This is a genomic window from Saccharopolyspora soli (assembly GCF_022678645.1).
GTDB classification, from domain to species: Bacteria; Actinomycetota; Actinomycetes; order Mycobacteriales; family Pseudonocardiaceae; genus Saccharopolyspora; species Saccharopolyspora soli.
The window spans coordinates 52927-77810 of record NZ_JALBWV010000020.1 but is presented as its reverse complement, the minus strand read 5'-3'; the positions used below and the strand labels follow the sequence as shown (position 1 = coordinate 77810).

Annotated in this window: 23 protein-coding genes; 17 read left to right on the top strand and 6 right to left on the bottom strand. The window is 69.2% G+C overall.

Annotated features, from left to right (window positions below; translation table 11 throughout):
- The first annotated feature begins 112 nt into the window (after positions 1 to 112).
- Positions 113 to 1102 (top strand): CE1 family esterase, encoded by a 990-nt coding sequence (locus MOQ72_RS17215; protein ID WP_372495428.1) that lies wholly within the window; start codon positions 113 to 115, stop codon positions 1100 to 1102.
- A 140-nt stretch (positions 1103 to 1242) separates the two neighbouring features.
- Here the strand turns inward: MOQ72_RS17215 and MOQ72_RS17210 are convergent, their stop codons facing one another.
- Entirely contained in the window at positions 1243 to 2514 is a 1272-nt protein-coding gene (locus MOQ72_RS17210) for an MFS transporter (RefSeq protein ID WP_242184722.1), read from the bottom strand.
- Entirely contained in the window at positions 2511 to 3038 is a 528-nt protein-coding gene (locus MOQ72_RS17205) for a MarR family winged helix-turn-helix transcriptional regulator (protein WP_242184720.1), read from the bottom strand. Before MOQ72_RS17205 ends, MOQ72_RS17210 begins: the two co-directional genes overlap by 4 nt.
- Positions 3039 to 3206: 168 nt before the next feature.
- Here MOQ72_RS17205 and MOQ72_RS17200 point away from each other — a divergent pair, with 168 nt between their 5' ends.
- On the top strand, positions 3207 to 3767 hold the full coding sequence (locus MOQ72_RS17200; RefSeq protein ID WP_242184718.1) for an SRPBCC family protein: 561 nt from the start codon (positions 3207 to 3209) through the stop codon (positions 3765 to 3767).
- Positions 3768 to 3854: 87 nt separating this feature from the next.
- Here the strand turns inward: MOQ72_RS17200 and gabT are convergent, their stop codons facing one another.
- A complete protein-coding gene (gene gabT, locus MOQ72_RS17195) occupies positions 3855 to 5192 on the bottom strand; it encodes a 4-aminobutyrate--2-oxoglutarate transaminase (protein WP_242184717.1) in 1338 nt (445 codons plus the stop codon).
- A 121-nt stretch (positions 5193 to 5313) separates the two neighbouring features.
- Between gabT and MOQ72_RS17190 the strand changes: the two genes are divergently transcribed.
- The 7 genes from MOQ72_RS17190 to MOQ72_RS17160 all read left to right on the top strand — a co-directional run bounded on the left by MOQ72_RS17190 (position 5314) and on the right by MOQ72_RS17160 (position 14050).
- The gene (locus MOQ72_RS17190; protein WP_242184716.1) at positions 5314 to 6774 is read left to right on the top strand and encodes a PucR family transcriptional regulator; all 1461 of its coding nucleotides are present in this window, start codon (positions 5314 to 5316) and stop codon (positions 6772 to 6774) included.
- A gap of 13 nt (positions 6775 to 6787) precedes the next feature.
- Complete coding sequence (locus MOQ72_RS17185) at positions 6788 to 8200, top strand: PucR family transcriptional regulator (RefSeq protein WP_242184715.1); 1413 nt, start codon at positions 6788 to 6790, stop codon at positions 8198 to 8200.
- Positions 8201 to 8381: 181 nt separating this feature from the next.
- The gene (locus tag MOQ72_RS17180; protein WP_242184714.1) at positions 8382 to 9836 is read left to right on the top strand and encodes a purine-cytosine permease family protein; all 1455 of its coding nucleotides are present in this window, start codon (positions 8382 to 8384) and stop codon (positions 9834 to 9836) included.
- Positions 9837 to 9864: 28 nt separating this feature from the next.
- On the top strand, positions 9865 to 11163 hold the full coding sequence (locus MOQ72_RS17175) for a flavin monoamine oxidase family protein (protein ID WP_242184713.1): 1299 nt from the start codon (positions 9865 to 9867) through the stop codon (positions 11161 to 11163).
- Positions 11164 to 11220: 57 nt separating this feature from the next.
- Complete coding sequence (gene speB / locus MOQ72_RS17170; protein WP_242184712.1) at positions 11221 to 12162, top strand: agmatinase; 942 nt, start codon at positions 11221 to 11223, stop codon at positions 12160 to 12162.
- Positions 12163 to 12229: 67 nt separating this feature from the next.
- The gene (locus MOQ72_RS17165; protein ID WP_242184711.1) at positions 12230 to 12604 is read left to right on the top strand and encodes an arginase family protein; all 375 of its coding nucleotides are present in this window, start codon (positions 12230 to 12232) and stop codon (positions 12602 to 12604) included.
- Between the two features lie 12 nt (positions 12605 to 12616).
- Entirely contained in the window at positions 12617 to 14050 is a 1434-nt protein-coding gene (locus MOQ72_RS17160; RefSeq protein ID WP_242184709.1) for an aldehyde dehydrogenase family protein, read from the top strand.
- A gap of 64 nt (positions 14051 to 14114) precedes the next feature.
- Here MOQ72_RS17160 and MOQ72_RS17155 read toward each other — a convergent pair whose 3' ends face one another.
- Positions 14115 to 14399, bottom strand: a complete 285-nt coding sequence (locus tag MOQ72_RS17155; RefSeq protein WP_242184706.1) for a DUF2631 domain-containing protein — start codon at positions 14397 to 14399, stop codon at positions 14115 to 14117.
- A gap of 180 nt (positions 14400 to 14579) precedes the next feature.
- Positions 14580 to 14855 (bottom strand): GlsB/YeaQ/YmgE family stress response membrane protein, encoded by a 276-nt coding sequence (locus MOQ72_RS17150; RefSeq protein WP_242184705.1) that lies wholly within the window; start codon positions 14853 to 14855, stop codon positions 14580 to 14582.
- Between the two features lie 125 nt (positions 14856 to 14980).
- On the opposite strand from MOQ72_RS17150, the gene dxr reads away from it, so the two are divergent.
- The 8 genes from dxr (at position 14981) to map (ending at position 23935) form a co-directional block, all read left to right on the top strand.
- Positions 14981 to 16222 carry a 1-deoxy-D-xylulose-5-phosphate reductoisomerase gene (dxr, locus tag MOQ72_RS17145; protein ID WP_443706317.1) on the top strand — a complete coding sequence of 414 codons (1242 nt, stop codon included), beginning with the start codon at positions 14981 to 14983 and terminating at the stop codon, positions 16220 to 16222.
- The gene (locus MOQ72_RS17140) at positions 16223 to 17506 is read left to right on the top strand and encodes a M50 family metallopeptidase (protein ID WP_242184704.1); all 1284 of its coding nucleotides are present in this window, start codon (positions 16223 to 16225) and stop codon (positions 17504 to 17506) included. It begins immediately after the preceding gene.
- Between the two features lie 559 nt (positions 17507 to 18065).
- Positions 18066 to 19220: a flavodoxin-dependent (E)-4-hydroxy-3-methylbut-2-enyl-diphosphate synthase gene (ispG, locus tag MOQ72_RS17135; RefSeq protein WP_242184703.1), complete on the top strand. Its 1155-nt coding sequence runs from the start codon at positions 18066 to 18068 to the stop codon at positions 19218 to 19220.
- A 193-nt stretch (positions 19221 to 19413) separates the two neighbouring features.
- Entirely contained in the window at positions 19414 to 20250 is an 837-nt protein-coding gene (locus tag MOQ72_RS17130) for a GNAT family N-acetyltransferase (protein ID WP_242184702.1), read from the top strand.
- A 110-nt stretch (positions 20251 to 20360) separates the two neighbouring features.
- Positions 20361 to 22148 (top strand): penicillin-binding transpeptidase domain-containing protein, encoded by a 1788-nt coding sequence (locus MOQ72_RS17125; RefSeq protein ID WP_242184701.1) that lies wholly within the window; start codon positions 20361 to 20363, stop codon positions 22146 to 22148.
- A gap of 56 nt (positions 22149 to 22204) precedes the next feature.
- Positions 22205 to 22477: a type II toxin-antitoxin system Phd/YefM family antitoxin gene (locus MOQ72_RS17120; RefSeq protein WP_242184700.1), complete on the top strand. Its 273-nt coding sequence runs from the start codon at positions 22205 to 22207 to the stop codon at positions 22475 to 22477.
- Positions 22474 to 22866 (top strand): type II toxin-antitoxin system VapC family toxin, encoded by a 393-nt coding sequence (locus MOQ72_RS17115; RefSeq protein WP_242184699.1) that lies wholly within the window; start codon positions 22474 to 22476, stop codon positions 22864 to 22866. Before MOQ72_RS17120 ends, MOQ72_RS17115 begins: the two co-directional genes overlap by 4 nt.
- Positions 22867 to 23077: 211 nt before the next feature.
- Positions 23078 to 23935, top strand: a complete 858-nt coding sequence (gene map / locus MOQ72_RS17110; RefSeq protein WP_242184698.1) for a type I methionyl aminopeptidase — start codon at positions 23078 to 23080, stop codon at positions 23933 to 23935.
- A 328-nt stretch (positions 23936 to 24263) separates the two neighbouring features.
- On the opposite strand, the gene MOQ72_RS17105 is transcribed toward map, so the two are convergent.
- On the bottom strand, positions 24264 to 24875 hold the full coding sequence (locus tag MOQ72_RS17105) for a DUF6346 domain-containing protein (protein ID WP_242184697.1): 612 nt from the start codon (positions 24873 to 24875) through the stop codon (positions 24264 to 24266).
- Between the last annotated feature and the right edge of the window lie 9 nt (positions 24876 to 24884).

The window sequence follows — 24884 nt, the reverse complement described above, 5'->3', positions numbered from 1 at the left end:
CACCCCATCGGTGGTGGTGACGGTTTTCGTGAACGCAATGAACAAAAAGGTGACCGGTAGCCGCTGCTGGCTCATGATCTTTGCACTCGAAAGGTGACCGAGCTGGGAGGCAATGGTGCCTTACCGTGCAATTCGTGGGTTCGCCCACCGCTTTTTCCGACCAGTCCGAAAAGGACGGTCGGTGGCCGTGTTCGCCGCGGTCGGCGCGGCCGTGGCGTTGGGCGGGATGCCCGCGCAGGCCGAACCGGCTCAAGTGATCGACCATCCGATACCGTCCGTCGGCTGCGTGCGGTCCGCGCCGGTGCCGCCGGGCACGTCGCAGACGCGCACGATCGTCTCCGGCGGGATCACCCGCAGCTACCTTTTGCACGTGCCGCAGGACTACCGGCCACTCAAGCCGACTTCGCTGGTGCTGTCCTTCCACGGGCACGGGCGGACTTCGGAGTACCAGGAGGAGCTGTCCGGCTTCTCGGCCACTGACGCCGTTGCGGTCTACCCGCTGGGACTCGTCGGCACGGACGGCGAAACCGCCTGGCAGGGCGCGCCGTACTCGGCTGCGGCCGACGACGTGCTGTTCACCAGCGATCTGCTGAACGAACTGCAGCGGGAGTTCTGCGTCGACCCCACGCGGATCTACGCGGCCGGGAAGTCCAACGGCGGTGGCTTCACCGGGGTGCTCGCCTGCCAGCTCAGCGGTCGGATCGCTGCCTTCGCACCGGTGTCCGGCGCCTTCTACCCCGAAGGCGGCGCGTGCGAACCCCAGCGGCCAGCGCCGATCCTGGACTTCCACGGAACAGCGGACACCACGATCCCCTACGACGGAAATCCGGAGAAGGGCCTGCCGCCGCTTCCGGACTGGATGGCGGGCTGGGCGGAGCGCAACCACTGCGCTGACCAGCCGGTGGTCCGCGACGAGGCCAACGGGGTGCAGGTCAGCCGATGGCTCGGCTGCGACCGGGGCAGCGACGTGGTGCATTACCGGATCGACGGGCTCGGGCACGACTGGCCGAGCACCCAACCGAATCCGGACTCCGACCAACCCGCGGTCCTCGACGCGACGCCGATCATCATGCAGTTCTTCGCCCAGCACCGACTCCGCTGAGCCAACCGACGGGATCGAAGCCGTGTCCAGAGTGGACTTCGATCCGAGCCCGGTCGGTGCGCGCCGATGAATCCCCCGGAAGGCGCGCACCGACCGAGCATTTCCAGCCCGGCGGTGCAAGTCATGAGGTTCCGCCACCGCTAGATCTCGGGTTGGCTCGTGGGTGCGTGGTCGTCGAGTACCGAGGTCGTCGTTCGGAAGCTGCGTAGCGAAGTGCTCGCCAGCGCGAGCGCGGCGATGCTGAGAACGCAGAGTGCGCCACCGGAGACGGCGGCGAATGTTGCTGATGTCATGCCGCTGACCAGTCCGCCGCGGAAGTTGCCGAGATCAGGGCCGGAGATGCCAACGATGTGTTCGACGGCGCTGACTCGGCCGCGGTGGGAGTCGGGGGTCGCCAACTGCACGATCGACCCGCGTGTGATCACCGAGATGGTGTCGGCTGCCCCAGCGATGGCGAGGCAACCGAGCACGAGCCACAGCGGCTGCGCCAGGCCGAATCCCACCAGTCCCAGACCCCAGATGGCTGCTGCGGCCAGCATGATGACACCTGGGCGCTGGGCTCGCGTCACTGTTCCGGACACGCAGCCCGCCGCGATCCCGCCGACAGCGATCGCGGAGAGGAACAGTCCGAACGTCTCGGGATTGCCGTCGAAGCGTTCTTCGTTGATCACCGGGAAGAGCCCGACGGGAAAGGCCGTGACAGTCGCCAGGACATCGCTGAAGAAGGCGCCGCTGAGCACCGGCTCGCGGCGGATGAAGCGCCAGCCCGACCAAATGGCACCGATTCCCCGCCAACCGGTTTCCCCGATGGGGCGCATCGAGGGCAGTCGCAGCACTCCGTAGAGCGCGGCGCAGAAGCTCAGCGCGTCGAGCAGATAGCAGGAGGCCACGCCCCATCGCGCCGCGAGCACACCCGCGACGGCAGGACCGACCAGCAAGGCTGCCTGAAAGCTGAGGTTGGTCAGGGCAATGCCCGCGCCGACCTGTTCGTTCGGCAACAGGCGCGCCACGAACGTCCTGCGTGCGGGAGCACCGAGCCCGCTGCTGGCCGCTTGCAGCGCCGTGAGCCCGAGCAGGAGCCACATCGATCCCGCACCGGCAACCGCTTGGACGGCCAACAGGCTGACCGAGAGGAGCTGGCCTGCCGTGGTGAGAAGCACCAACCGTCGGCGATCGACTGCGTCGGCCAGCGCACCACCGGCCAGCCCGAACAGGACCATCGGCACGGCGTTGGCGAGGCCAATGGCGCCCACCGCGATGGGACTGCTGGTCAGCTCCCACATCTGGTAGAGCACTGCGACCACCGTCACCTGCCCGCCCAGGGTTGACAGCGCGTTGCCCCACCACAACCTGCGGAAAGCAGCGCTGGAACGCAGCGGCCGGATATCGATCAGCCGATCGAGGCGCGTCATGGTTCCGGCAACGCGTCCAGGTGCTGGGCGATCCGGTCGCGGAACGAGCGGCGCGCCAACGCCGCCTCCAGGTCCCTGACGACCTGGCTCAGTGCATACGGGATCTCGGATTCCAGCTCTTGGACCGCCTGCTCGGTGGCTCGCCACTCCGCCTCCAGGAAGGGCAGTACCGCGCGGGCCTGCTTGGTCAACGTCACCTGGCGGGTTCGTGCATCGGAGCCCGCAACGCTGCGCACCAAACCCTCGCGGCGCAGCGCGCTCACGGTTTGGCTCATCGCCGAGTGGGTCACTTCCAGACAGGCGGCGAGCTCCTGAATGGTCATGGCGCCGCGCCGCCCGAGCCTGATGAGCGGCATGACGAACCGCGGTCGGACGCCAGCGATATCGCGCTCCCGGTACAGGCGGGCGATGTCGTCGTCCAGCGCGGTCAACAAGTGTCGGAGCGGCTGCCAGACGCTTGCCTGCTCAGTCGGGTCCGAGCCGGGCGTCCCGGTGCCGTGGCGCGATGGATCCGGAGTGATCACCAGCGTCACTATAACAGCACTTATATAAGCACTGTTGTTTCAAAGTCAGTCACCGCCGCTTCGGTCCGCTGACCTTCCGGTCTGGCTCGATAATATGCCTTGACAGGAATATGATTGATGGGGAATATTGTCGGTCGGGATGTTCGTCTTCGACCATTTGGAGCAGGCATGAACGACTCGCGCTTCGAGCCGGGGCCGCTGTTCGAGGCTGACTGCCTCGCCGCGGACGACCGATGGGCACTGGTGCTCGTCCGCGAGCTGCGGCACCCGCCGGAAAAGGTCTGGGCGGCGCTGACCGATCCGGCCCAGCTGCGCGAGTGGGCTCCCTACACCGCGAACCGCGACCTCGGCAGCACTGGCGACGCGACGCTGACGATGATCGACGGTGACGTCGCGCAGGACTTGGCCGGGGCGGTGCACCGCGCCGAGCCCCCGACGCTGCTGGAGTACTCGTGGGGCACCGACGTGCTGCGCTGGGAACTCGCCGCTACCGGGACCGGGACGAGGCTGACCCTGCGGCACACGGTCGACGGCCAGGATTGGGTGGCCGCGGTGGCCGCGGGTTGGCACCTCTGCCTGGTCGTCGCCGAGCACCTCCTCGATGGGCAGCCGATCAGTCCGATTCGCGGCGCGGACGCGCGCAACTACGGGTGGGAGGAGCTGCACACCGCGTACGCGGACAAGCTCGGCCTGCCCAACACCGGATGGCCAGATCACCTGGAGTCCTGAACTCGCCAACTCTCCCTGAATTCGGGCGTTTCCCGTGTGTCGTGCCGCGGGTGGTGGATTCCTGGCAGCCGCCCGCGGCACGGTTGGTCAGCTGGTGTGCTCGCGGATGGCTGCTTCGAGGACGGCCAGACCTTCGTCGAGGACGCTTTGCTCGATGACCAGCGGCGGTAGCAGGCGGATGACGTTGCCGTAGGTGCCGCAGGTGAGGATCACGACGCCTTGGGCGTGGCAGGTCCCGGCGATCCGCGAGGTCACCTCGGGGTCCGGTTCGGAGGTGCCCGGTTTGACGAACTCGATGCCGATCATGGCGCCACGGCCGCGCACGTCCAGGATCGCGTCGCTGCTCGCCGCGAGCGCCCGCAGCCTCGGCAGCATCAGGTCGCCGATGGCTCGTGCGGCGCGGGCCAGATCCCGCTCGCGCATCGCGCGGATCGCGCCGAGCGCACCCGCGCACGCGACCGGGTTGCCGCCGTAGGTGCCGCCCAGGCTGCTCGGCGGCATCGCGTCCATCAGTTCCGCGCGGCCGGTCACCGCGGCCAGCGGCAGTCCACCGGCGATGCCCTTTGCCGTGGTGATCAGGTCGGGCACCACGTCCTCGTGCTCGCAGGCGAACCACTCGCCGGTCCGGCAGAAGCCGGTCTGGATCTCGTCGGCGATGAACAGCACGCCGTTGTCGGTGCACCACTGCGCGATGGCAGGCAGGAATCCCGTTGCGGGCTCGATGAATCCGCCTTCGCCCTGGATCGGTTCGATCAGCACGGCCGCCACCGAGTCGGCGCCCAGCTGCTTCTCGATCCTTTCGATCGCCTCCCGCGCCACCTGCGCTCCGGTGCGCGCGTCCCGCGCCGGGTAGGACATCGGCACCCGGTAGATCTCCGGTGCGAACGGGCCGAATCCGTGCTTGTACGGCACGGACTTCGCGGTCAGCGCCATGGTGAGGTTGGTGCGCCCGTGGTAGGCGTGGTCGAACACCACGATCGCCTGTCGTCCGGTGGCCCGTCGTGCGATCTTGACCGCGTTCTCCACCGCTTCCGCGCCCGAGTTGAACAGCGCGCTGCGCTTCTCGTGCTCGCCTGGGGTCAGCGCCGCGAGTTCTTCGCAGACCTGCAGGTAGTTCTCGTACGGCGTCACCATGAAGCAGGTGTGGGTGAACTCGGCGACCTGGCGGCGCACCGGCTCGACGACCTCCGGCGCGGCATTGCCGACGTTGGTGACCGCGATGCCCGAACCCAGGTCGATCAGCGAGTTCCCGTCGACGTCGTGCAGCAGACCACCGGCGGCTTCGGCGATGTAGACCGGCAGCACGCTGGCCACTCCGCTGGCCACCGTCGCGGCGCGGCGGCGGTGCAGTTCGCGGGAGTGCGGGCCGGGGATTTCGGTGCGCAGCACGCGCGCCGTAGGTGCCTGCGGTGGGGAAGCTGTCACGATGCGGTCCTCCTGGTCGGGTAGCGCTGTGACCAGACTCGTGCTGGCCGCCGGTATCCGAACAGTGGACGATCTGGTTAACTCGGTTGCCAGGATTCGACACAATGTCAGGAGGCGGCCGGTGCCGTTGACGTTGCGGGACCTGGTAGCGGATGCCGGGCTGGGGCTCGTCGCGCGGGCCGGGGCGCAGGCTCTCGACCGGCCCGTTTCCTGGGTGCACACCAGTGAGCTGGCGGATCCGACGCCGTTCCTGGAAGGCGGCGAGCTGCTGCTGAGCACCGGCCTGGCGCTGCGCGCCGAGGACAGCCGAGAACTCGTCGAGCGGCTGACCGCGGTCGGGGTTGCCGGTCTCGGATTCGGCGTCGGGTTGAGCCACCGGAGGATCCCGCCCGAACTCGTCGCGGCCGCGGAACGAGCCGCGCTGCCGCTGCTCGAAGTGCCCCGGCCGACCCCGTTCATCGCGATCAGCAAGGCGGTTTCGCGGGCCGTCGCCGCCGACGAGTACGCGAGTTTGCGCCGCACCAGCCGGGCGCAGCACGAACTCGCGCAAGCGGCAGGCACCAGCAACGGACTGGCCGCCTTGGTCCGCAAACTCGCGAGGCTGCTGGACGTCTGGGTGCTGCTGCTCGACGCGGGCGGTCGACTGCTGCACAGCGCGCCCGCTGCCGCCAGCGCCCGGCTGGGACAACTTGAGTCCGAAGTGGACAAGATGCGGGCCAAGCGGGGTCTTGCCGCGGCCGGGTTCTCGCTCGGTGACCAGGAAGTGAGCATGCAGGCGCTGGGCGGCCGGGCGCGCGGATTCCTGGTGGTCGGTCGCCGCGGACCGTTCGCCACCACCGACCACCACGTGATCAACTCGGCGGCGTCGCTGCTCACCCTGGCCCTGGAGCAGGTCGAGGCGCTCGGTGCCGCGCGGCGTCGGCTGCGGTCGGGGTTCCTGGAGCTGATGCTGCGCGGCGAGCCGGTGCGGGACGTGCTCGCCGACCTGCACGCGGAGCTGCCGCCCGAGCCGTTCCGGGTCGTGGCGCTGGCCGGTGCCCGAGACCGCGACGAGCTGCTGTCCCGGCTGGCGGCGGATCTCCCGAGCGCCCCGGTTTACCTGGCCGAACACGACGACGTGGTGGTGGGGCTCGTCGGGGACGGCGGACTGCCGTGGCTCACCGGTCAACCCGGCGTGGCCATCGGGGTGTCCGAGCCGTCCGGGATCGCCGGGCTCGCCGAAGGTCTGCGGCAGGCTCAGCAGGCGGCGCGTGCGGCGAAACGCGCCGACACCGTCGTGCACTTCCGCGACCTCGCCGGGTACGGCCTGCTGAACCTGGTTCCAGTGGATGATGCGCGGGCGTTCGCGGATGCCGTCCTCGCGCCGCTGCGCGGACAGGACGTGCTCGTCGAGTCGTTGCGGACCTGGTTGGCGCACCACGGGCAGTGGGATCCGGCGGCGAGCCGGTTGGGCGTGCACCGGCACACCTTGCGAAACCGGGTGCGGAAGGTGGAGGAACTGCTCGGGCGCAGCCTCGACCAGCCCGGCGTGCGCGCGGAACTGTGGCTGGCCCTGCAGGTCATCGATCGGCCTGGCGAGTGAGGGAGGTGGCGCGGTGCTCGTCGAAGATCTGCTGAACCTGCCGGAACTCGCGTTGCGGGTGCGGGTGCGCGGCCAGGTGGACCGGCCGATCCGCTGGGTGCACACCATCGAAATCCAGGCGCCCGGCCGATTCCTGCGCGGTGGTGAGGTCGTGCTCACCGCCGGGGTGTGGCGCACCGCGGGGATCACCGCGGAGGCGTTCATCGCCGATCTGGTCGCCGCCGACGTCGCTGCGGTCGGATTCGGCTTGGTGCCACCGGAAACGCGGGTTCCGGAGGAGTTCGTCGACGCGGCGCGCGAGCACGGCCTGACCTGTTTCGTGGTGCCGGTCGAGGTCGCGTTCCTGCAGATCGTGGAGGCATTCGTCAACACCAAGCGGGCGGAGTGGGAACGCCCGCTGCGTCGGCACGTCGCGCAGCACGACGCGATCGTCGCGGCGCTGCGGGTGAATCGCGGCGTCGAGACCGTGCTGGACACGCTGGCCAAGCAACTCGGCGAGCCGGTCGCGGTGCGGGTCTCCGGTGGTCTGGTGGCGGGTGTCGCACCGCAGCCGAACCAGCCGCTTCCGCTGGTGGGCGAGGGGCTGGCCGAAGCGGAACTGCTGCTGCCCCGACCGCTGGCGGAACTCGACGTGGAGCAGCACGCGTCCGTGGTGCAGGCGATGCCGTTCATCGCATTGGAGATCGAGCGCACCCGAGCGGTGCGGGCGACGGAACTGCGCTACGCGTGGGAGCTCTTCGAATGGGTCCACAGTGGAACGGCCGGGATCGAGACGGTGCGCACCCGGCTGCACTCGCTGGGCCTGCCGCCGGATGGGCCGCTGGCCGCAGTCGTGCTGCGCACGTCGAGTCCCGACGCGGACTCCGTGCGGTTGGGCGACCTGCTGGGCACGGAGGGCGTCGTGGCGCAGCGCGGCAGCGAGGTCGTCGCGTTCGCGCGGGTGCGGGACGGCGTCGTGGGGCTGGCGCGGCGGATCCATGAGGCGTTGGCCAGCGGAGTGGTGCACATCGGCGTCGGGCAGCCCGGCACTGCTGCGGAGCTGCGCGTCAGCCTGTTGCAGGCGGCGCACGCCGCCGAGGCGGTGTCGTCGCGGGCGGAGAGCGGCTGGATGACGCACGAGCAGCTGAGCAGCCCGGCGCTGTTGCTTTCGGCGCAGGATCCGGAACTGCTGGCGGCCACGTCGCGCGCCTTGCTCGGACCGGTGCTCGACCACGACGAACGGCGGGGTAGCGACCTGCTGCCGTCGTTGGCGGTGTTCCTCGACGCGGGAGGCCGCTGGCAGGAGGCGGCGCAACGCCTCCACGTGCACATCAACACCCTGCGGCACCGGATGAGCCGGGTCGAAGACCTCACCGGCCGCAGCCTGTTCAGCACCCCGGACCGGGTGGACCTCTACCTAGCCCTCCGAGCCCTCCACCAGCCCTAACCTTTCCACCAATCGGAATCCCCTCATCGTTCCGGGGGATCGTCCTCCGGCGTTGTGCGATCGTCCAACAGCGGTGGGGGACTTCGGAGGATCGGTGACTAGTTCCCGCTGGTGACCAGGACCACTCTTTGTCGGTGCTGCCGAACTCCCCCTTCCGCGGCGCCGACAAGGAGGTCACCGCATGCCCCCGGATCCGTCACCGGCCGCGCGCGTCGGCATCGAGGCGCACGGCGTCGACACGATCCCCGACGCCGACCGCACCGGTCGGCCGCGCGATGTCGTCGGCATCCTGCTCGGTTCGAACATGTGCCTCGGCGTGGTCATCTTCGGCTGGCTGCCCGCTTCGTTCGGATTGGAGTTCTGGCCAGCCGTCACCTCCATGATCGCCGGGACGCTGCTGGGCACGGTGCTGGTCGCGCCGTTGGCCCTGGTGTCGCTGAAGACCGGCACGAACCTGTCGACCAGCAGCGGCGGCCACTTCGGCGTGCGCGGTCGGCTGATCGGCTCGGTGATCGGACTGCTGCTGTCGCTGGGCTACGCCGCGCTGACCGTTTGGACCGGCGGAGCTGCGGTGGTCGGCCCGCTGCACCGGCTGTTCGGGCTGCCCGACGGCGGCGTCAGCTACAGCGTCACCTACGCGTTGCTGGCCGTGCTTTCTGTGCTGGTCGCGATCTTCGGGTACCACCTGCTGACGCGGATGAGCAAGTGGGTGGCGCTGGGCACCGTGGTGCTCATGGCGGCGGGCGTGGTCGGCTTCGCCGACCAGTTCCAGACCGGGCCGGTCACCGACGCGGGATACCTGCTCGGGGATTTCTGGACGACGTGGGCACTGTCCACTGTGGCGGCCGGGCTCAGCGGGCCGATCGCGTTCATCACACTGCTCGGGGACTACAGCCGCTACGTCTCGCCGCGCCGGTACTCGGCTTGGCAGGTGTTCGCGGCGACCTGCGTGGGCATGGTCTTCGGGCTGCTGATCCCGCAGCTGTTCGGCTCCTTCACCGCGTACGCCGCTCGCGCCGCCGACGACTACGTCGGCCCGCTGGTGGCCGCCGCGCCGCTGTGGTTCCTGCTGCCGCTGCTGCTCAACGGGGTATTCGGCACGATCGGCAACTCCGGTGTGCTGATCTACAGCATGGGGCTGGACCTGGACGCGATCGTGCCGCCGCTGTCCAGGGTCAAGGCGACCGTGCTGACCTCGGTGCTGGCGACGGTGCTGGTGTTCCTCGGCTACTTCGTCTGGGACGCGCAGGACGCCGTGACCGCGTTCGTGCTGCTGCTCACCGCAGTGGGCACGCCGTGGGCGGTGATCACGTTGATCGGGTTCGCGCGCTGCCGAGGTGTCTACGACCCGGACGCGTTGCAGGTCTACAACCGCCGATCCCGTGGCGGGATCTACTGGTACACCGGCGGCTGGAACCTGCGCGCGGCGGCCGCGTGGGCGCTCGGCTCGGTCGTGGGTCTGTCCGCAGTGGACACCGCGTTGTACAAGGGGCCGCTGCTGGCGCTCACGGGCGGGATCGACCTGAGCTTCCTGCTGGCCGCCGCGGTGACCGCCGCCGCCTACCTGTTGCTGAACATCGGCAGTCCGCAGCCGATGCCCCGCGAACCCGACGTTCGGGTCGTCGCGAACGTCTGAACTCCCACCGATCAAGGAAGCGCACGAAATGGATCGTTACGACGTCGTGGTCATCGGCGCGGGTTTCGCCGGGCTGACCGCCGCGCGCGAACTGCGCGCGGCTGGTCAGCACGTGCTTGTCCTGGAGGCCCGCGACCGCATCGGCGGCTCCACCTGGTACCAGCCGGACGCCTTCGACGGCTACGGGTTGGAGATGGGCGGCACCTGGATCGTGCCGCAGCAGACCCACGTCTGGGCCGAGGTGCAGCGATACGGCGTCCCGATCAAGGACAGCGCGCTGCCCAGCCGGATGACCTGGTCCGACCACGGCAAGGTGCTGGAGAGCCTGCTGCCCGTCCCGCCGCAGGAGTACGGGCAGTTGGAGCACGCGGTCCGGTCGCTGATCGAGGCGGCTTCCCGGTTCGACCCGCTGCGCCCGCTGTCCGAGCAGGACGTCGCCGATCTCGACGTCCCGATCCGCCAGTGGGCCGACGACGTCGGGCTGACCGGCAACGCCAGGGAGCTGATGATCTCCTGGTTCTGCGGCTGCGCGAACGCCAACGAGGACATCGGCTCGGCGTTGGATGCGATCCGCTGGTGCGCGTCGATGGACAACTCGCTGTGGGGCATGGTGCAGGCCAGCGTGCTGGGCTTCACCTTCGTCAACGGCACCGCGTCGCTGGCGCAGGCGATCCTGGCCGACGGCGGTGCCGACCTGCGGCTGTCCAGCCCGGTCCGAAGGGTCGACGCAGACGCCGAGGGCGTCACGGTGATCTACGACGGCGGAGTGGTGCGCGGCGACCGCGTGCTGATGACGACGCCGGTCGGTGTGTGGCAGGACATCGAGTTCGCCCCGGCGCTGCCCGCGGACAAACTCGCGATGTCGAAGGAGAACCACGCCGGGCAGGGCCAGAAGATCTGGGCGCTGGCCCGCAACGTCCCGGACGACATCAGCGGTTTCGGCTGGGGCACCAGCTTCGACTACGTGGGCGCGATGGAGACCACCGAGCGGGGCGTGGTGCTGGTCTGCTTCGCCCCGGAACACGACCGCGTGGACGCCGGGGACCTCGCCGACGTGCAGCGCGCGGTCCGCGAGTTCGCCCCGGAGGCCGACGTTGTCGACGCCCGATCGCACGACTGGGTGCACGACGAGTTCTCCAAGGGGCTGTGGGCGACGTTCCGCGCCGGGCAGTTCGCCAAGTACGAGCTGTGCGTGGGGCGTCCCGAGGGAAGAGTGCACTTCAGCGGCTCGCACACCGCGCGCCGCTGGCGCACTTTCATCGACGGCGCGATCGAATCCGGCAAGTGCGCCGCAGCGGAAATCCTGACTGCGGCCAAGGAGTCGTGAGTGCACAACCGGGTTCCAGCCCGGTTGAGCACTCACGAGCACAAGGGGAGGAGCACCATGAACGACCCGATCGGTCCAGTGGACGGCAGGCAGGTGCCGCGATACGCCGGGGACACCACGTTCGCCCGGCTGCCCCGGCTGGCCGACGTGCCCGATGCGGACGTGCTGATCTGGGGCGTGCCGTTCGACACGGGCGTCAGCTACCGGCCCGGCGCGCGGTTCGGCCCCAACCACGTCCGGCAGAGCTCGCGCCTGCTGCGGCCCTACAACCCCGCCAACGACACCGAACCGTTCGCGTTGCGGCAGGTCGCCGACGCCGGGGACCTCGGGGTGAACCCGTTCGACATCAAGGAGGCCATCGACGCCATCGAGGTCGGGGCGCGGGAGCTGTCCGGGACCCGGCGCACGCTGGTCACCGTCGGCGGCGACCACACCATCGCGCTGCCGCTGCTGCGGGTGCAGCACGAGCGGCACGGGCCGATCGCGGTGCTGCACTTCGACGCCCACCTGGACACCTGGGACACCTACTTCGGCGCGCCCTACACGCACGGCACCCCGTTCCGGCGCGCGGCGGAGGAAGGGCTGATCGACTTCGAGCACTCGATGCACGTCGGCCTGCGCGGGCCGCTGTACTCGAAGCTGGACCTGGGCGAGAGCGAGCGGCTCGGGTTCGCGGCCTTGCACTGCCGCGAGTTCGCCCGCACGCCGCTGGACACCATCATCGACCGCATCCGCGCCCGGCTCGGCTCGCGTCCGGTCTACCTGTCCATCGACATCGACGTGCTGGACCCGGCCTTCGCGCCCGGCACCGGAACGCCCGAGGCGGGCGGACTGTCCAGCCGCGAACTGCTGGAGCTGGTGCGGGGCCTGGCCGACCTGAACGTGGTCGGCGCCGATCTGGTGGAGGTGGCCCCGGCCTACGACCACGCCGAGATCACCGGCATAGCGGCCGCGCACGTGATCTACGACCTGCTGTGCATCCTGCCCGGAGGACACTGATGCGCCAGAACTTGCCGGTGATTTTTCCGAGGTGAGGGGCACCTGTGACCAAGTAACTGGGTCACAGGTGCCCCTCACCCACCACCACGGCGAGCTCTACGGTCACGGCACGCCGATGCGGCGGCTGCTGGAGTCCGGCGCCTGCCGCGGCGACCGGTTCTTGCAGATCGGCCTGCGCGGCTACTGGCCGGAGCCGGAGACGCTGCGTTGGATGGCGCAACAGCGGATGCGGTCGTTCGAGATGACCGAGGTCGTCGCACGCGGGCTCGACGAGGTGCTGACCGAGGCGTCCCGGATCGCGCTTGACGACTGCGACACCGCAATCCGCCCAAAAGCCGTGACCGCAGTGCCAATCCGTCGAGTCGGTAGTGGTGCTGATGGACGGATTGCCACTCCGGGCGGCAGGTGCGGGCCCGTAGGGTCGGGGCAGGAACGACGTTGATAGGAGGGACCGATGTCTTCGGTCACCGGGTACTGGGTTGCTGGCGAGTCGCGCACCAGCGATGTGACGTTCGAGGTGCGGCACCCCTTCGACGGGTCATCGGTCGCCACCACGTGCTACGCCACCGACGCCGATGTCGAGCGCGCCGTGGCCGCGGCGCACGCGGTTCGGCACGAGTTCGCTTCGCTGCCCGCGCACGCGCGTGCGGCGGCGCTGGACCACGTCAGCCGACGCCTCGCCGAGCGGGCCGAAGAGCTCGCGCAGCTGATCACCGCGGAGAGCGGCAAACCGATCGTCTGGGCGCGCGTCGAGGTCACGCGTGCCATCTCGACCTTCCGCTGGGGCGCCGAAGAAGCCCGCCGCTTCTCCGGCGAGTTGCAGCGGCTGGACACCGACGCGGGCGCGACCGGTCGGATGGCGCTGGTCCGCAGGGTTGCGCGCGGGCCGGTGCTGGGCATCTCGCCGTTCAACTTCCCGATCAACCTGGTGGCGCACAAAGTGGCTCCGGCGCTGGCGGTCGGCGCACCGATCGTGGTGAAGCCCTCCCCGAAGACACCGCTGTCCGCGCTGTTGCTCGGCGAAATCCTCGCCGAGACGGACCTGCCCGCCGGTTCCTGGTCGGTGCTGATCACGCCCAACGACAGGGCCGCCGATCTCGTCGCCGATCCGCGGCTGCCGGTGGTGTCGTTCACCGGTTCCGTGCCGGTCGGCTGGAGCATTCGCGAAGCGGTGCCGCGCAAGCACGTCGTCCTAGAACTCGGCGGCAACGCTGCGGCGATCGTCAACTCGGACTGGTCCGACCTGGACTACGCGGCGGACCGGATCGCGACCTTCGCGACGTTCCAGGCGGGTCAGTCGTGCATCTCGGTGCAGCGCGTCTACGTCCACCGGGACAGCTACGACGACCTCGTTGATCGGGTGGTCAAGGCGGTCGAGGCACAGGGCACCGGCGACCCGAAGGACCCGGCTACCAAGGTCGGACCGGTGATCGACGCAGCAGCCGCCGAGCGAATCGAGCAGTGGGTCGGCGAAGCAGGCGCCGCGGGCGCCCGCGTGCTCACCGGGGGCACCCGCGAAGGCACGACGTACGCGCCGACGGTGCTGGTCGATGTTCCGGAGGACGCGAAGGTTTCCAGCGAGGAGGTCTTCGCGCCGGTGCTGACCATCGCACCGGTCGATTCGATGGACGAAGCGTTCGAGAAGGTCAACGCCTCCCGCTTCGGCCTGCAGGCCGGGGTGTTCACCCACGATCTGCAGTTGGCCTTCCGGGCGTCCGCGGAACTGGAGGTCGGTGGCGTGATCATTGGTGATGTGCCGAGCTTCCGCGCCGACCAGATGCCCTACGGCGGGGTCAAGGACTCCGGCTTCGGTCGCGAAGGCGTGCAAGCCGCGATGACCGACCTCACCGAGGAACGTGTCACGGTGCTCACCGGCATCACCGTGTGACCGAGTCCCCGAAACGACAACGCCGCCTCCGATGGTCCGGAGGCGGCGTTTCAGCAGTGCGGGGTCAGCGGCGCCACGCCGTCCGCTTCTTGCGCAGGTCGATGAGCAGGCCGACGACCAGAATCACCGCGGTCAAGACCAGGTAGGCGTCCTCGGTCTTGAAGTGCCCGCCGCCGCTGAGGATGCCCTGGTGGTTGCCGATGAGCATGGCCAGGACCGCGACGACGGAGAACCAACCGGCGATCTGGGTGCCCTTCGGGAAACCGCCGTGCCAGCCCCACTCGACCGACGGTTCCTCGGCCGGGTCGATGGCCTGGCTGGGCTTCTTCTCCAGCTCGGTGCTCGCCACGTTCCCCTCCTGCGCCACACCGGCCACGCGGACCGGACGACATCGTTGACCGCGGATCACCATCCGGCGATCCGCATTGCCCTCATCCTCGCACACGGCGTTGGCACCCGGACGCCCGGCTGCTCGCGCCCGAGCAGCGAAAAGGGTGTTGCGGAAGCGACTTCCGCAACACTCCGGCGGCTATCCGCCGCGCACCGCCCGGCGGCGGGCGGCGATAACCCGGTAGATGCCCAGCACGATGACCGAGCCGACGATGGCCAGGAGCCAGGTGCTCAGCGACCAGAACCGTTCGATGCCGATCCCGAAGATCCAGTTGCCGATCAGCCCGCCGACGAACGCGCCGACCACGCCGAGCAGCAGGGTGACCAGGATCCCGCCCGGGTCCTTGCCGGGCATGATCAGCTTGGCGATGGCACCCACGATCAGCCCGAGAACGATCCATCCGATGATGCCCATGGTTGGCCTCCTCACGTCCCCCCGGTGCACCGGGCCACATGGCTTACCACCCGATCGTGGACCTCGATGGCGGTTTGCGCACCGCGAGCGACCGCTGCTCACCTGCTTCGGGGACAATGGCCGTGATGCACGCCGACACCCCGAAAAAGCGCACTCCGAGCGATACCGGTCCGCGCACCGTCCTGGTGCTCGGCTCGACCGGTTCCATCGGCACCCAGGCCCTGGACGTGATCCGGCACAACCCCGACCGGTTCCGGGTCGCCGGACTGGCGGCGGGCGGCAGCGACCCGCAGACCTTGGCGGCGCAGGCGCTGGAGTTCGACGTCCCGGCCGTCGCGGTCGCCAAGGGCACCGCAGTCGAAGACGTCCAGCTCGCCCTCTACGCGGAGGCCCAGCGGCGCGGCTACGCCGCCGGTGAGTTCCGCCTGCCCCGGCTGCTGGCCGGACCGGATGCGGTGGCCGACCTCATCGAATCCGTCCCGGCGGACGTGGTGCTCAACGGCGTGGACGGCTCGCGCGGGCTCAAACCCACCCTCGCCGCGCTCGCGACCGGCGCCCAACTGGCGCTGGCGAACAAGGAGTCGCTGATCGCCGGTGGCTCGCTGGTGCTCAGCAAGGCCGCGCCCGGCCAGATCGTGCCGGTCGACTCCGAGCACTCGGCGCTGGCGCAATGCCTGCTCGGCGGCCGCATCGACGAGGTCGAACGCCTGGTGCTGACCGCCTCCGGCGGCCCGTTCCGCGGTCGCAAGCGCGAGGACTTGGCCGATGTCACGGTGCAGCAGGCGCTGGCCCACCCGACCTGGTCGATGGGCAACGTGATCACCATCAACTCCGCGACGCTGGTGAACAAGGGCCTGGAGCTGATCGAGGCGCACCTGCTGTTCGGCATCGGCTACGACCGCATCGAGGTCGTGGTGCACCCGCAGTCGATCGTGCATTCGATGATCACCTTCGTGGACGGCGCCACCATCGCCCAGGCGAGCCCGCCGAACATGCGCATCCCGATCGCGCTGAGCATGGACTGGCCGCGCCGGGTGCCGAAGGCCGCCCCGGCGCTGACCTTCGAGCAGGCCCAGGAATGGACCTTCGAGCCGCTCGACGGCGAAGCCTTCCCGGCCGTCGAACTGGCCCGCGCGGCGGGCACCGGCGGCGGCTGCCTGCCCGCGATCTACAACGCGGCCAACGAGGAGGCGCTGGCGGCGTTCGTCGACGGCCGCCTGCGCTTCATCGAGATCGTGCAAACTGTGGGTGAGGTGCTCGCCGACGCTGACCAGTGGCGCAGCGATCCGGCGAGCTTGGACGAAGTCTTCGCGGCGGAGGAGTGGGCACGCGCTCGGGCGCGCGAGCTCGCGGGGAGGGCGGAATAGATGCTGGTCGTCCTGGGCATCGTGATCTTCTTCCTCGGGCTGCTGTTCTCCATCGCGTGGCACGAGCTGGGTCACCTGGCGACCGCGAAGCTGTTCGGGATCAAGGTCACCCAGTACATGGTCGGCTTCGGCCGCACCATCTGGTCGCGGAAGAAGGGCGACACCGAGTACGGCGTCAAGCTCATCCCGTTCGGCGGCTACATCCGGATGATCGGCATGTTCCCGCCGGGCAAGGACGAGAAGTTCGGGCGCACCGCGTCGTCTTCGCCGTGGCGGACGATGATCGAGGACGCCCGGCAGATGTCCGCCGAGGAAATCACTCCAGAGGACGAGCACCGGCAGTTCTACCAGCGCAGCCCGTGGAAGCGGGTCATCGTGATGCTGGCCGGGCCGGTGATGAACCTGATCCTGGCGGTGGCCATCTTCACCGCGATCCTGATGGGCCACGGCCTGCTGACCCCGACCACGACGGTCCAATCGGTCAGCGCGTGCGTGGTGCCCGCCAACGTCGAGAACACCGAACAATGCCCGGCTGGCGCCCCGCCGTCCCCGGCCGCGGCGGCTGGCTTCCGGCCCGGCGACCGGATCGTGGAGTTCAACGGCAGGCCCTACACCTCGTGGGACCAGTTGCAGCTGGCCATCCGCGAGTCCAGCGGTCCGGTGCCGGTGGTCGTCGAACGCGACGGTCAGCGGGTGCCCCTGCAGCCGACCCTGATGCAGAACGAGATGCCGAAGCTGAACTCGACCAGCGAGTTCGAGAAGGTCGGCTTCCTCGGCCTCACCCCGACCCAGGTGCTGGTCAAGCAGGACGTGGGCGGCGTGGTGCACACCATCGGCGGCTTCGTGAACCTCACCGTGCAGAAGGTCGTCGAGCTGCCGCAGCGGGTACCCGACCTGGTCAGCGCGATCTTCGGCGGGCAGCGAGACCTGGACTCGCCGGTGGGCATAGTCGGCGCGAGCCGGTTGGGCGGCGAGGTGCTGTCCTCGGACCAATTCGGCGTGGACGACCGGATCATCCTGATGTTCAACCTGCTGGCCGGGGTGAACCTGTCGCTGTTCGTGTTCAACCTGCTGCCGATCCTGCCGCTGGACGGCGGGCACGTCGCGGGTGCGCTGTGGGAGTCGATCCGCCGCAGGTTCGCCAAGCTGGTGCGGCGGCCGGATCCCGGACCGTTCGACACGGCGCGGCTGATGCCGCTGGCGTACGGGGTGAGCCTGATCTTCATCGCGTACTCGCTGCTGGTGCTGGTGGCCGACATCGTGAACCCGGTGCAGTTGTTCTAGAAAGCTGTGTTCCAAACTCGTTTTGCTTTGCGGTGCGGGTAGCGGAACCTCAACAGTGCTATGCGGGGACACCCCGCACCCCGGGCTTTCTCGACACCGGGATCCCCGACTTCTGCATGTCCGATACGCGGCGTCGGGGCTGTCCTCGCGGGGAGGACCCCGGAGGGGTGGGCACCGTGAACCCGCGGCGGTGCGAGTTGCTTAGGTGGGCCAAGCGGCTGCGCCGCTTCAAAACAAGAACAAAGAGCGGACTAGGATCCGTGGCCGTTCCGCACAGCGAGCAATGGGAATTTCACTCGCGGGGTGGACGGCTTGCGACGAGGCAGAAGCGGGCTCGGCCGCGATGAGGAGGCTTCGGGGTGCGCCGCATCGGCTGGTCTGATGGGGTGTTGGGCGCAGCGCGGCGCTGGGCCGAACGAGAAGTGAACGGGCGGGGACGATCACGCGACGTGATCCGACCGGCCACCGCAGGGACCGGCTGGCTGAACCGTCGCCGGTATCGTGGAACGCGGGCGGCGCGAGCCGTCCGAAGCACACCAGAAGAGGTGGAGAGGTATCGATGACCGTCGATCTGGGCATGCCCGCGGCGCCAGCTCCGGTGTTGGCGGAGCGGCGCAAGACCCGCCAGTTGCAGGTCGGGGCGGTCGGTGTCGGTAGTGAGTACCCCGTCTCGGTGCAGTCGATGACGACGACGAACACCGCGGACATCAACGGCACGCTGCAGCAGATCGCGGAGTTGACCGCGGCGGGCTGCGACATCGTCCGGGTGGCGTGTCCGAGCGCCGATGACGCGGAAGCACTACCGGCCATCGCGCAGAAGTCGAAGATCCCGGTCATCGCCGACATCCACTTCCAGCCGAAGTACGTCTTCGCGGCGATCGAGGCCGGGTGCGCGGCGGTGCGGGTGAACCCCGGCAACATCAAGAAGTTCGACGACAAGGTCAAGGAGATCGCGCAGGCCGCCAGGGACCACGGCACCCCGATCCGGATCGGGGTCAACGCCGGTTCGCTGGACCCGCGGTTGCTGCAGAAGTACGGCAAGGCCACCCCGGAGGCGCTGGCGGAGTCGGCGTTGTGGGAGGCGAGCCTGTTCGCCGAGCACGACTTCCACGACCTGAAGATCTCGGTGAAGCACAACGACCCGGTCGTGATGGTGCGCGCCTACGAGATCCTCGCCGAGCAGTGCGACTACCCGCTGCACCTCGGGGTCACCGAGGCGGGCCCGGCGTTCCAGGGCACGATCAAGTCCGCGGTGGCCTTCGGCGCGCTGCTGCGGCAGGGCATCGGCGACACGATCCGGGTGTCGTTGTCGGCGCCGCCGGTCGAGGAGATCAAGGTCGGCACGCAGATCCTGCAGTCGTTGAACCTGCGGCCGCGGAAACTGGAGATCGTGTCGTGCCCGTCGTGCGGTCGCGCGCAGGTCGACGTCTACAAGCTCGCCGAGGAGGTCACCGCCGGGCTGGAGGGCATGGAGGTGCCGCTGCGGGTGGCCGTGATGGGCTGCGTGGTCAACGGGCCGGGCGAGGCCCGCGAGGCCGACCTCGGCGTCGCCTCGGGCAACGGCAAGGGGCAGATCTTCGTCAAGGGCGAAGTGATCAAGACCGTGCCCGAGCACCAGATCGTCGAGACCCTGATCGAAGAAGCCATGCGCATCGCCGAGGACATGGAACCGGTGGAGGCCGGGACCGCCGCCCCGATGGTCACCGTCAGCTGATCTTGCCCGACCGGCCGTCCCCGTTTCGGGGCGGCCGGTTGCGCCGCAGCATCGGCTTGAGCGTGGGGCGACTCGCTGAATTCGCCGGATACCGCCGACTGAGCTACTCCGAACGGGTGAGTGCGGGTCGGGTCGGTGTGGTGCATCTCGGCCGAGGAGGCTCGCTGCCCGGGGTTTCTGGCAGTCTTGGCAGGTGCTCAAGCTCGCCGGTGCACGGCTACTGGAGGAACGGGACGCGCTGCTGGTCCGTTCCGTGTTGGATTCCGCCCCGGTAGCGGCCTGCATGGTGGCCGCTCGCGTCGAGGAGGCCGGGATCCATCCGCTGCGCCTCGGCGGCGAACTCTGGGGTTATGGCGACAAGCTCGCCGGTATGTGCTTCTCCGGCGCGAACCTGATTCCGCTGCGCGGCGGGGCCGATGCGATGCGCGCTTTCGCGGATCGGGCGCTGCGCCGCCGCCGCGTGTGCTCGTCGCTGGTCGGCCCGGCCGAACAGGTGTTAGCGCTGTGGAACGAGGTCGCGGCGCAGTGGGGCCCGGCGCGGGAGATCCGCGCGGAACAGCCGCTCATGGTGCTTTCCGAGCGGCCCCGGATGACCCCGGATCCGCTGGTGCGCCCGGTGCGCCCGGACGAGCTGGACCGCTACTTGCCCGCGGCGGTCGCGATGTTCACCGAGGAAGTCGGGGTGGACCCGTCCAGCGACGGCGGCGCGGCCGCCTACCGGGCGCGGGTCGCGGACCTGATCGCCGGTGGCCGGGCGTTCGCCCGCTTCGAAGGCGGCCAGGTGGTGTTCAAGGCCGAGATCGGTGCGATTTCCCGCACCGTGGGCCAGATCCAGGGGGTTTGGGTGCATCCGGATCGGCGCAGCACCGGACTGGGCACCGCGGGGACCGCCGCGGTCGCCGACCGGCTGGTGCGCGGGCTGGGCCGGACCGCGAGCTTGTACGTCAACGACTACAACATCGCGGCCCGGCTGGCCTACCGCAAGGTCGGTTTCCGCCGCGTCGGATCGTTCGGCACGGTTCTGCTCTGACCCCCCACAGTGGATGGTCACCCGCACGTGTGACGGGTGAAGGGCACCTTTTACCAAGTTGTTTGGCAAAAGGTGCCCTTCACCCGTGAGCTGACGGCATACTCGCGGGCATGGGTTCGTTGCGGATCTTCGTCGGGTTGGCCGTGTTGGTGCTGGTGCCGTTGGCTGGGTGCAGCAGTGGGCCTTCGGAGGAGGATGTGGCCAGGTCCTTCGTGAACGCCGTGGCGGCCGGGGACGCGGCGGGTGCGGCGAACCAGACGGATCAGCCGCAGCAGGCCAGGCAGGTGCTGGAGGCCGCGCGCCGCAATCTTTCGCCGACGGCTGTGCACGCGACGGTTCGGGAGGTGGCCGAGGACGCCCAGGGCGTGCCGACCGCCCGATTCGACATGTCCTGGGACTTCGGCAACGGCAAGGTCTGGAACTACCCGAACGAGTTGAAGCTCGTCGAGCAGGAGCAGGGCTGGAAGGTCCGCTGGGCACCGTCGGTGCTGCAGCCGCAGCTGGGTGCCGGGCAGACCCTGTCCTTCCAGGAACAACGGCCCGACCCGGCGCCGGTGTTGGACCGCGACGGCAAGCAGCTGATGGGGCCGGAGCAGTTGGTCACCGTGAGCCTTAGCCCGTCGGAAGCCGGGGATGTGCCGGGCGTGGCGGCGTCGCTGGCCGGTGCGCTGAGCACCGTCGACCCCGGCATCACCCAGCAGTCCATTTTGGACGGCGCGGGGAGGACGCCGCCGGGCCAGCCGTACGCGGTGGTCACCCTTCGGCAGAGCGACTACGAACAGGTCAAATCCCGGATCTACGAACTGCCGGGCGTGCGCTTCCCCGCCCAGACGCGGCTGGTCACCGCCGAGCGCGGGCTCGGCACCCAGGTGCTCGCGGGCGTGGCGCGCAAGGTCGATGAGCAGGTCGAGGCCAACGCGGGGTGGCGTGTCGTCACGCTCGACGCGACCGGCAACCCGGCCAACGAACTGCACAGCGTCGCGGAGCGGCCGGTCGCGACGACGAACGTGACCCTCAGCGACGGCGCGCAGCGGGCGGCCGAGCAGGCGGTGGATCCGGTGCCGCAGGCCGCGATGCTGATGGCCTTGCAGCCGTCCACCGGCGAGGTGCTCGCAGTCGCCCAGAACGCTCCCGCCGACGCGCAGGGCCCGGTCGCGCTGTCCGGCCAGTACCCGCCCGGCTCGACGTTCAAGACGGTGACCGCGACCGCGGGGTTGGAGTCCGGCAAGGTCGACATCAACACCCCGGTGGACTGCCCGGGGAAGAAGACGTTCGACGGCCGGGTGCTGCCCAACGACAACGAGTTCGACCTGGGCAGGGTGCCGTTGCACACCGCTTTCGCGCGGTCCTGCAACACCTCGTTCGCACAGCTTTCGGTCGATCTGCCCGGACAGGCGCTGCCCGACGCGGCACAGCGGCTCGGCCTCGGCGTCGACTTCGACATGTCCGGTGCGACCACGATCACCGGGAAGGTGCCACCCGCCGACAGCGTGGTGCAGCGCGCGGAGAACGGCATCGGGCAGGGCACCGTGCTGGCCAGTCCGTTCGGCATGGCGCTGGTGACGGCTTCGGTGGCGAAGGGGCAGCTGCCGGTGCCGACGCTGATCCGAGGCGTGCCGACCAAGGCCGACGCCAACCCGCAACCACCACCGCAGCCCGCGCTCGACCAGCTCCGGGCGATGATGCGCGAGGTGGTCACCGCGGGCACCGCGACGGCGCTGAACGGCTCCGGCGATGTCCGGGGCAAGACCGGGACCGCGCAGTTCGGCGACGGCACCCATTCGCACGGCTGGTTCGTCGGCTACCGGGGCGACCTGGCCTTCGCGGTGCTGGTGACCGATGCGGGTTCGTCCGGACCGGCCGTCGAGGCGGCGCGGCGGTTCCTGGCGGGCGTCTGATCGCATCACGTGTTCGGGTGATCACCTACGGTCAGCATTGTGCTACGTTGTAGCGCATGGAGCGGATCGGCATCCGTGAGCTGCGGCAGAACGCCAGTCGGTACCTGAAGCGGGTCGCCGCCGGGGAATCGATCCTGGTGACCGATCGTGGTCGGACCGTCGCGGTGCTCAATCCGCCCACGCGTGACCAAGCCCTGTACGACGAACTCGTCGCCGCCGGAGAACTGGTGCCCGGCGACGGCGGCGAGTTCCCCGAACCGTTGCCAGCAGCGCCGACCCCGAGCGTCTCAGACCGGCGGCTGCGCAGGCGTGAACAGGAGCGGTTTTGATCTACTTCGATTCCTCCGCGCTGATCAAGTTGATCGCCCCCGAGCCGGAGAGCAAGGCGCTGAGCCAGTGGATCCGCGAGCGCTGGGAGCACCCCCGCGTCACCAGCGCGTTGTCGAAGGTGGACGTGCTGCGCACCTTCCGCGAGGTCGGCCCGGCCGCCGAAGACCTGGCGTCGATCATCGTGTCGAAGATCGACCAGCTGCCGGTGAAGCAGGACGTGCTGGACGCGGCCACCGAGCTGCGCTGCGCTGTCGGGCCGGTGGACGCCATCCACCTCGCCTCCGCCTACAAGATCAAGGACGGCCTGCACGCCTACGTCTCATACGACCCGGCGCTGCTGGCGGCAGCCGAGGAAGCTGGTATGGCCACCGCCTCACCAGGCGCATGAGCGTGAGCGGCTCCAGCTCGGCGCGGAGATTTGTTCGCGTGCCGGTGCGGGTAGCGGAACCTCAGCGGTGTTCTCGCGAGGACACCGGTGTCCTCGCGAGAACGCCGCTGCGAACCTGCCGATCACCCTCGGCCCGGCCGGAACACGCACGTCCTTGCGTGCTTTCGCACTCACGGGCAGTGGTGTTCGGGGCGCGGTTAGAGTGGGGGGCATGCCGGTTCGAGCTCCGTTGAAGCCAGGCGTGCAAACGCCGCGTCGTCCAGTCCCACCGCACATCGAGCGTCCCGAGTACGTGGACAAACCGGCTCCCAAGCGCAACACCGATCCCTACGTGCAGCCGCCGGAGGTCATCGAGGCGATGCGGGTGGCGGGCAAGCTCGCCGCCCAGGCCCTGGTCGAGGCGGGCAAGGCGGTGCGGCCTGGTGCGACCACCGATCACGTCGACTCGGTGGTGCACGAGTTCTTCTGCGACCACGGCGTCTACCCGTCGACGCTGGGTTACCGGGGCTTCCCGAAATCCTCCTGCACCTCGCTGAACGAGGTGATCTGCCACGGCATCCCGGACTCGACCGTGATCGAGGACGGCGACATCGTCAACGTCGACGTCACCGGCTTCATCGGCGGGGTGCACGGCGACACCAACGCGACGTTCCTGGCCGGTGCGGTCTCCGAGGAGGCGCGGCTGCTGGTGGAACGCACCCACGAGGCGCTGATGCGCGGCATCAGGGCCGCCAAGCCGGGCCGCCAGCTCAACGTGATCGGCCGGGTCATCGAGTCCTACGCCAAGCGGTTCGGCTACGGCGTGGTCCGCGACTTCACCGGGCACGGCATCGGCCGTTCGTTCCACAGTGGACTGGTGATCCTGCACTACGACGAGCCGTCGGTGCAGACCGTGCTGGAGCCGGGGATGACCTTCACCATCGAGCCGATGATCACCCTCGGTTCCCACGAGTACGACATGTGGAACGACGGCTGGACGGTGACCACCAAGGACAAGAGCTGGACCGCCCAGTTCGAGCACACGATCCTGATCACCGAAGAAAGCAACGAAATCCTCACTTTGCCTTGATGAGGCATATCGTTTGCGTGGCGGTGCGAGTAGCGGAACCTCAGAGGCATTCTCGACTCCGGGATCCCCGACTTACGTATGATCAACGCGGCGTCGGGGCTGTCCTCGCGAGAATGCCTCTGAGAACCCGCGGCGGTGTCGGTTGTGCGGGTGGGCTAAGGGCCTTCGGCGCTTGCGGCGGCTCAGCTGGGCTTCAGTTGTTCGTCGCGGTGGTGGTTTACCGCTGGAAGCGGCTTCGCCGCTTGCCTGACGAGGCTTGCGTTGGGCTCCGCGCCAACCCGGGCGCATTTAAGGCGAATCCGAATTCACGTGTTGGACGAGTCGCTGATTACTTGCGGCGTCGGGCAGCTTTGCGTTGTTCGCGATTTTGCTTGATCTGGGCCCAGAACTCCTCGTCCTTCTTCTTCTGCGCGGCCCTCTTCTCCGCGCCGCCGTGGAACTTGTCCCAGAATCGCCGCTGGCCCTCTTGGGTGAAGCCCCACACCACCGCTTTGATGAGCATCCACAGGCCGAGGAGGAAGGTCGTGAAACCGACCGCCACGACGATCAACGTGTAGGTGCCGGAGGAGACCCCTTCCAGCGGCGTGTACACCCGGTTTTCCGATGTGACGATTCGCCCGCCGCCGTGGCTCCACGCGACCCGCACGTCCTTGCCGACGTCGTCGGGGGCGAACAGGTTCATGTCGACGTCGGTGGTCCAGGTTTCACCGGTCTCGTCGTCCCGGAACGTCGCGGTGCAGCTCCAGTTGTGCCCGAAACCGCGGCGGGTGATCGGGCCGGTGTCCTCGCAGGCGGTCACCCGCGCCGTCGCGTTCGACACCTCCGCCTTGCGCGGGAAGGAGAACACGATGGTGAGCGCGGTGAGTCCGATGACCGCCACGATGCCCAGCCCGATCAGCACCCGGAGCAACCGGACCAGCGGGTTGTCCGACTTCCACATGGCGATCGC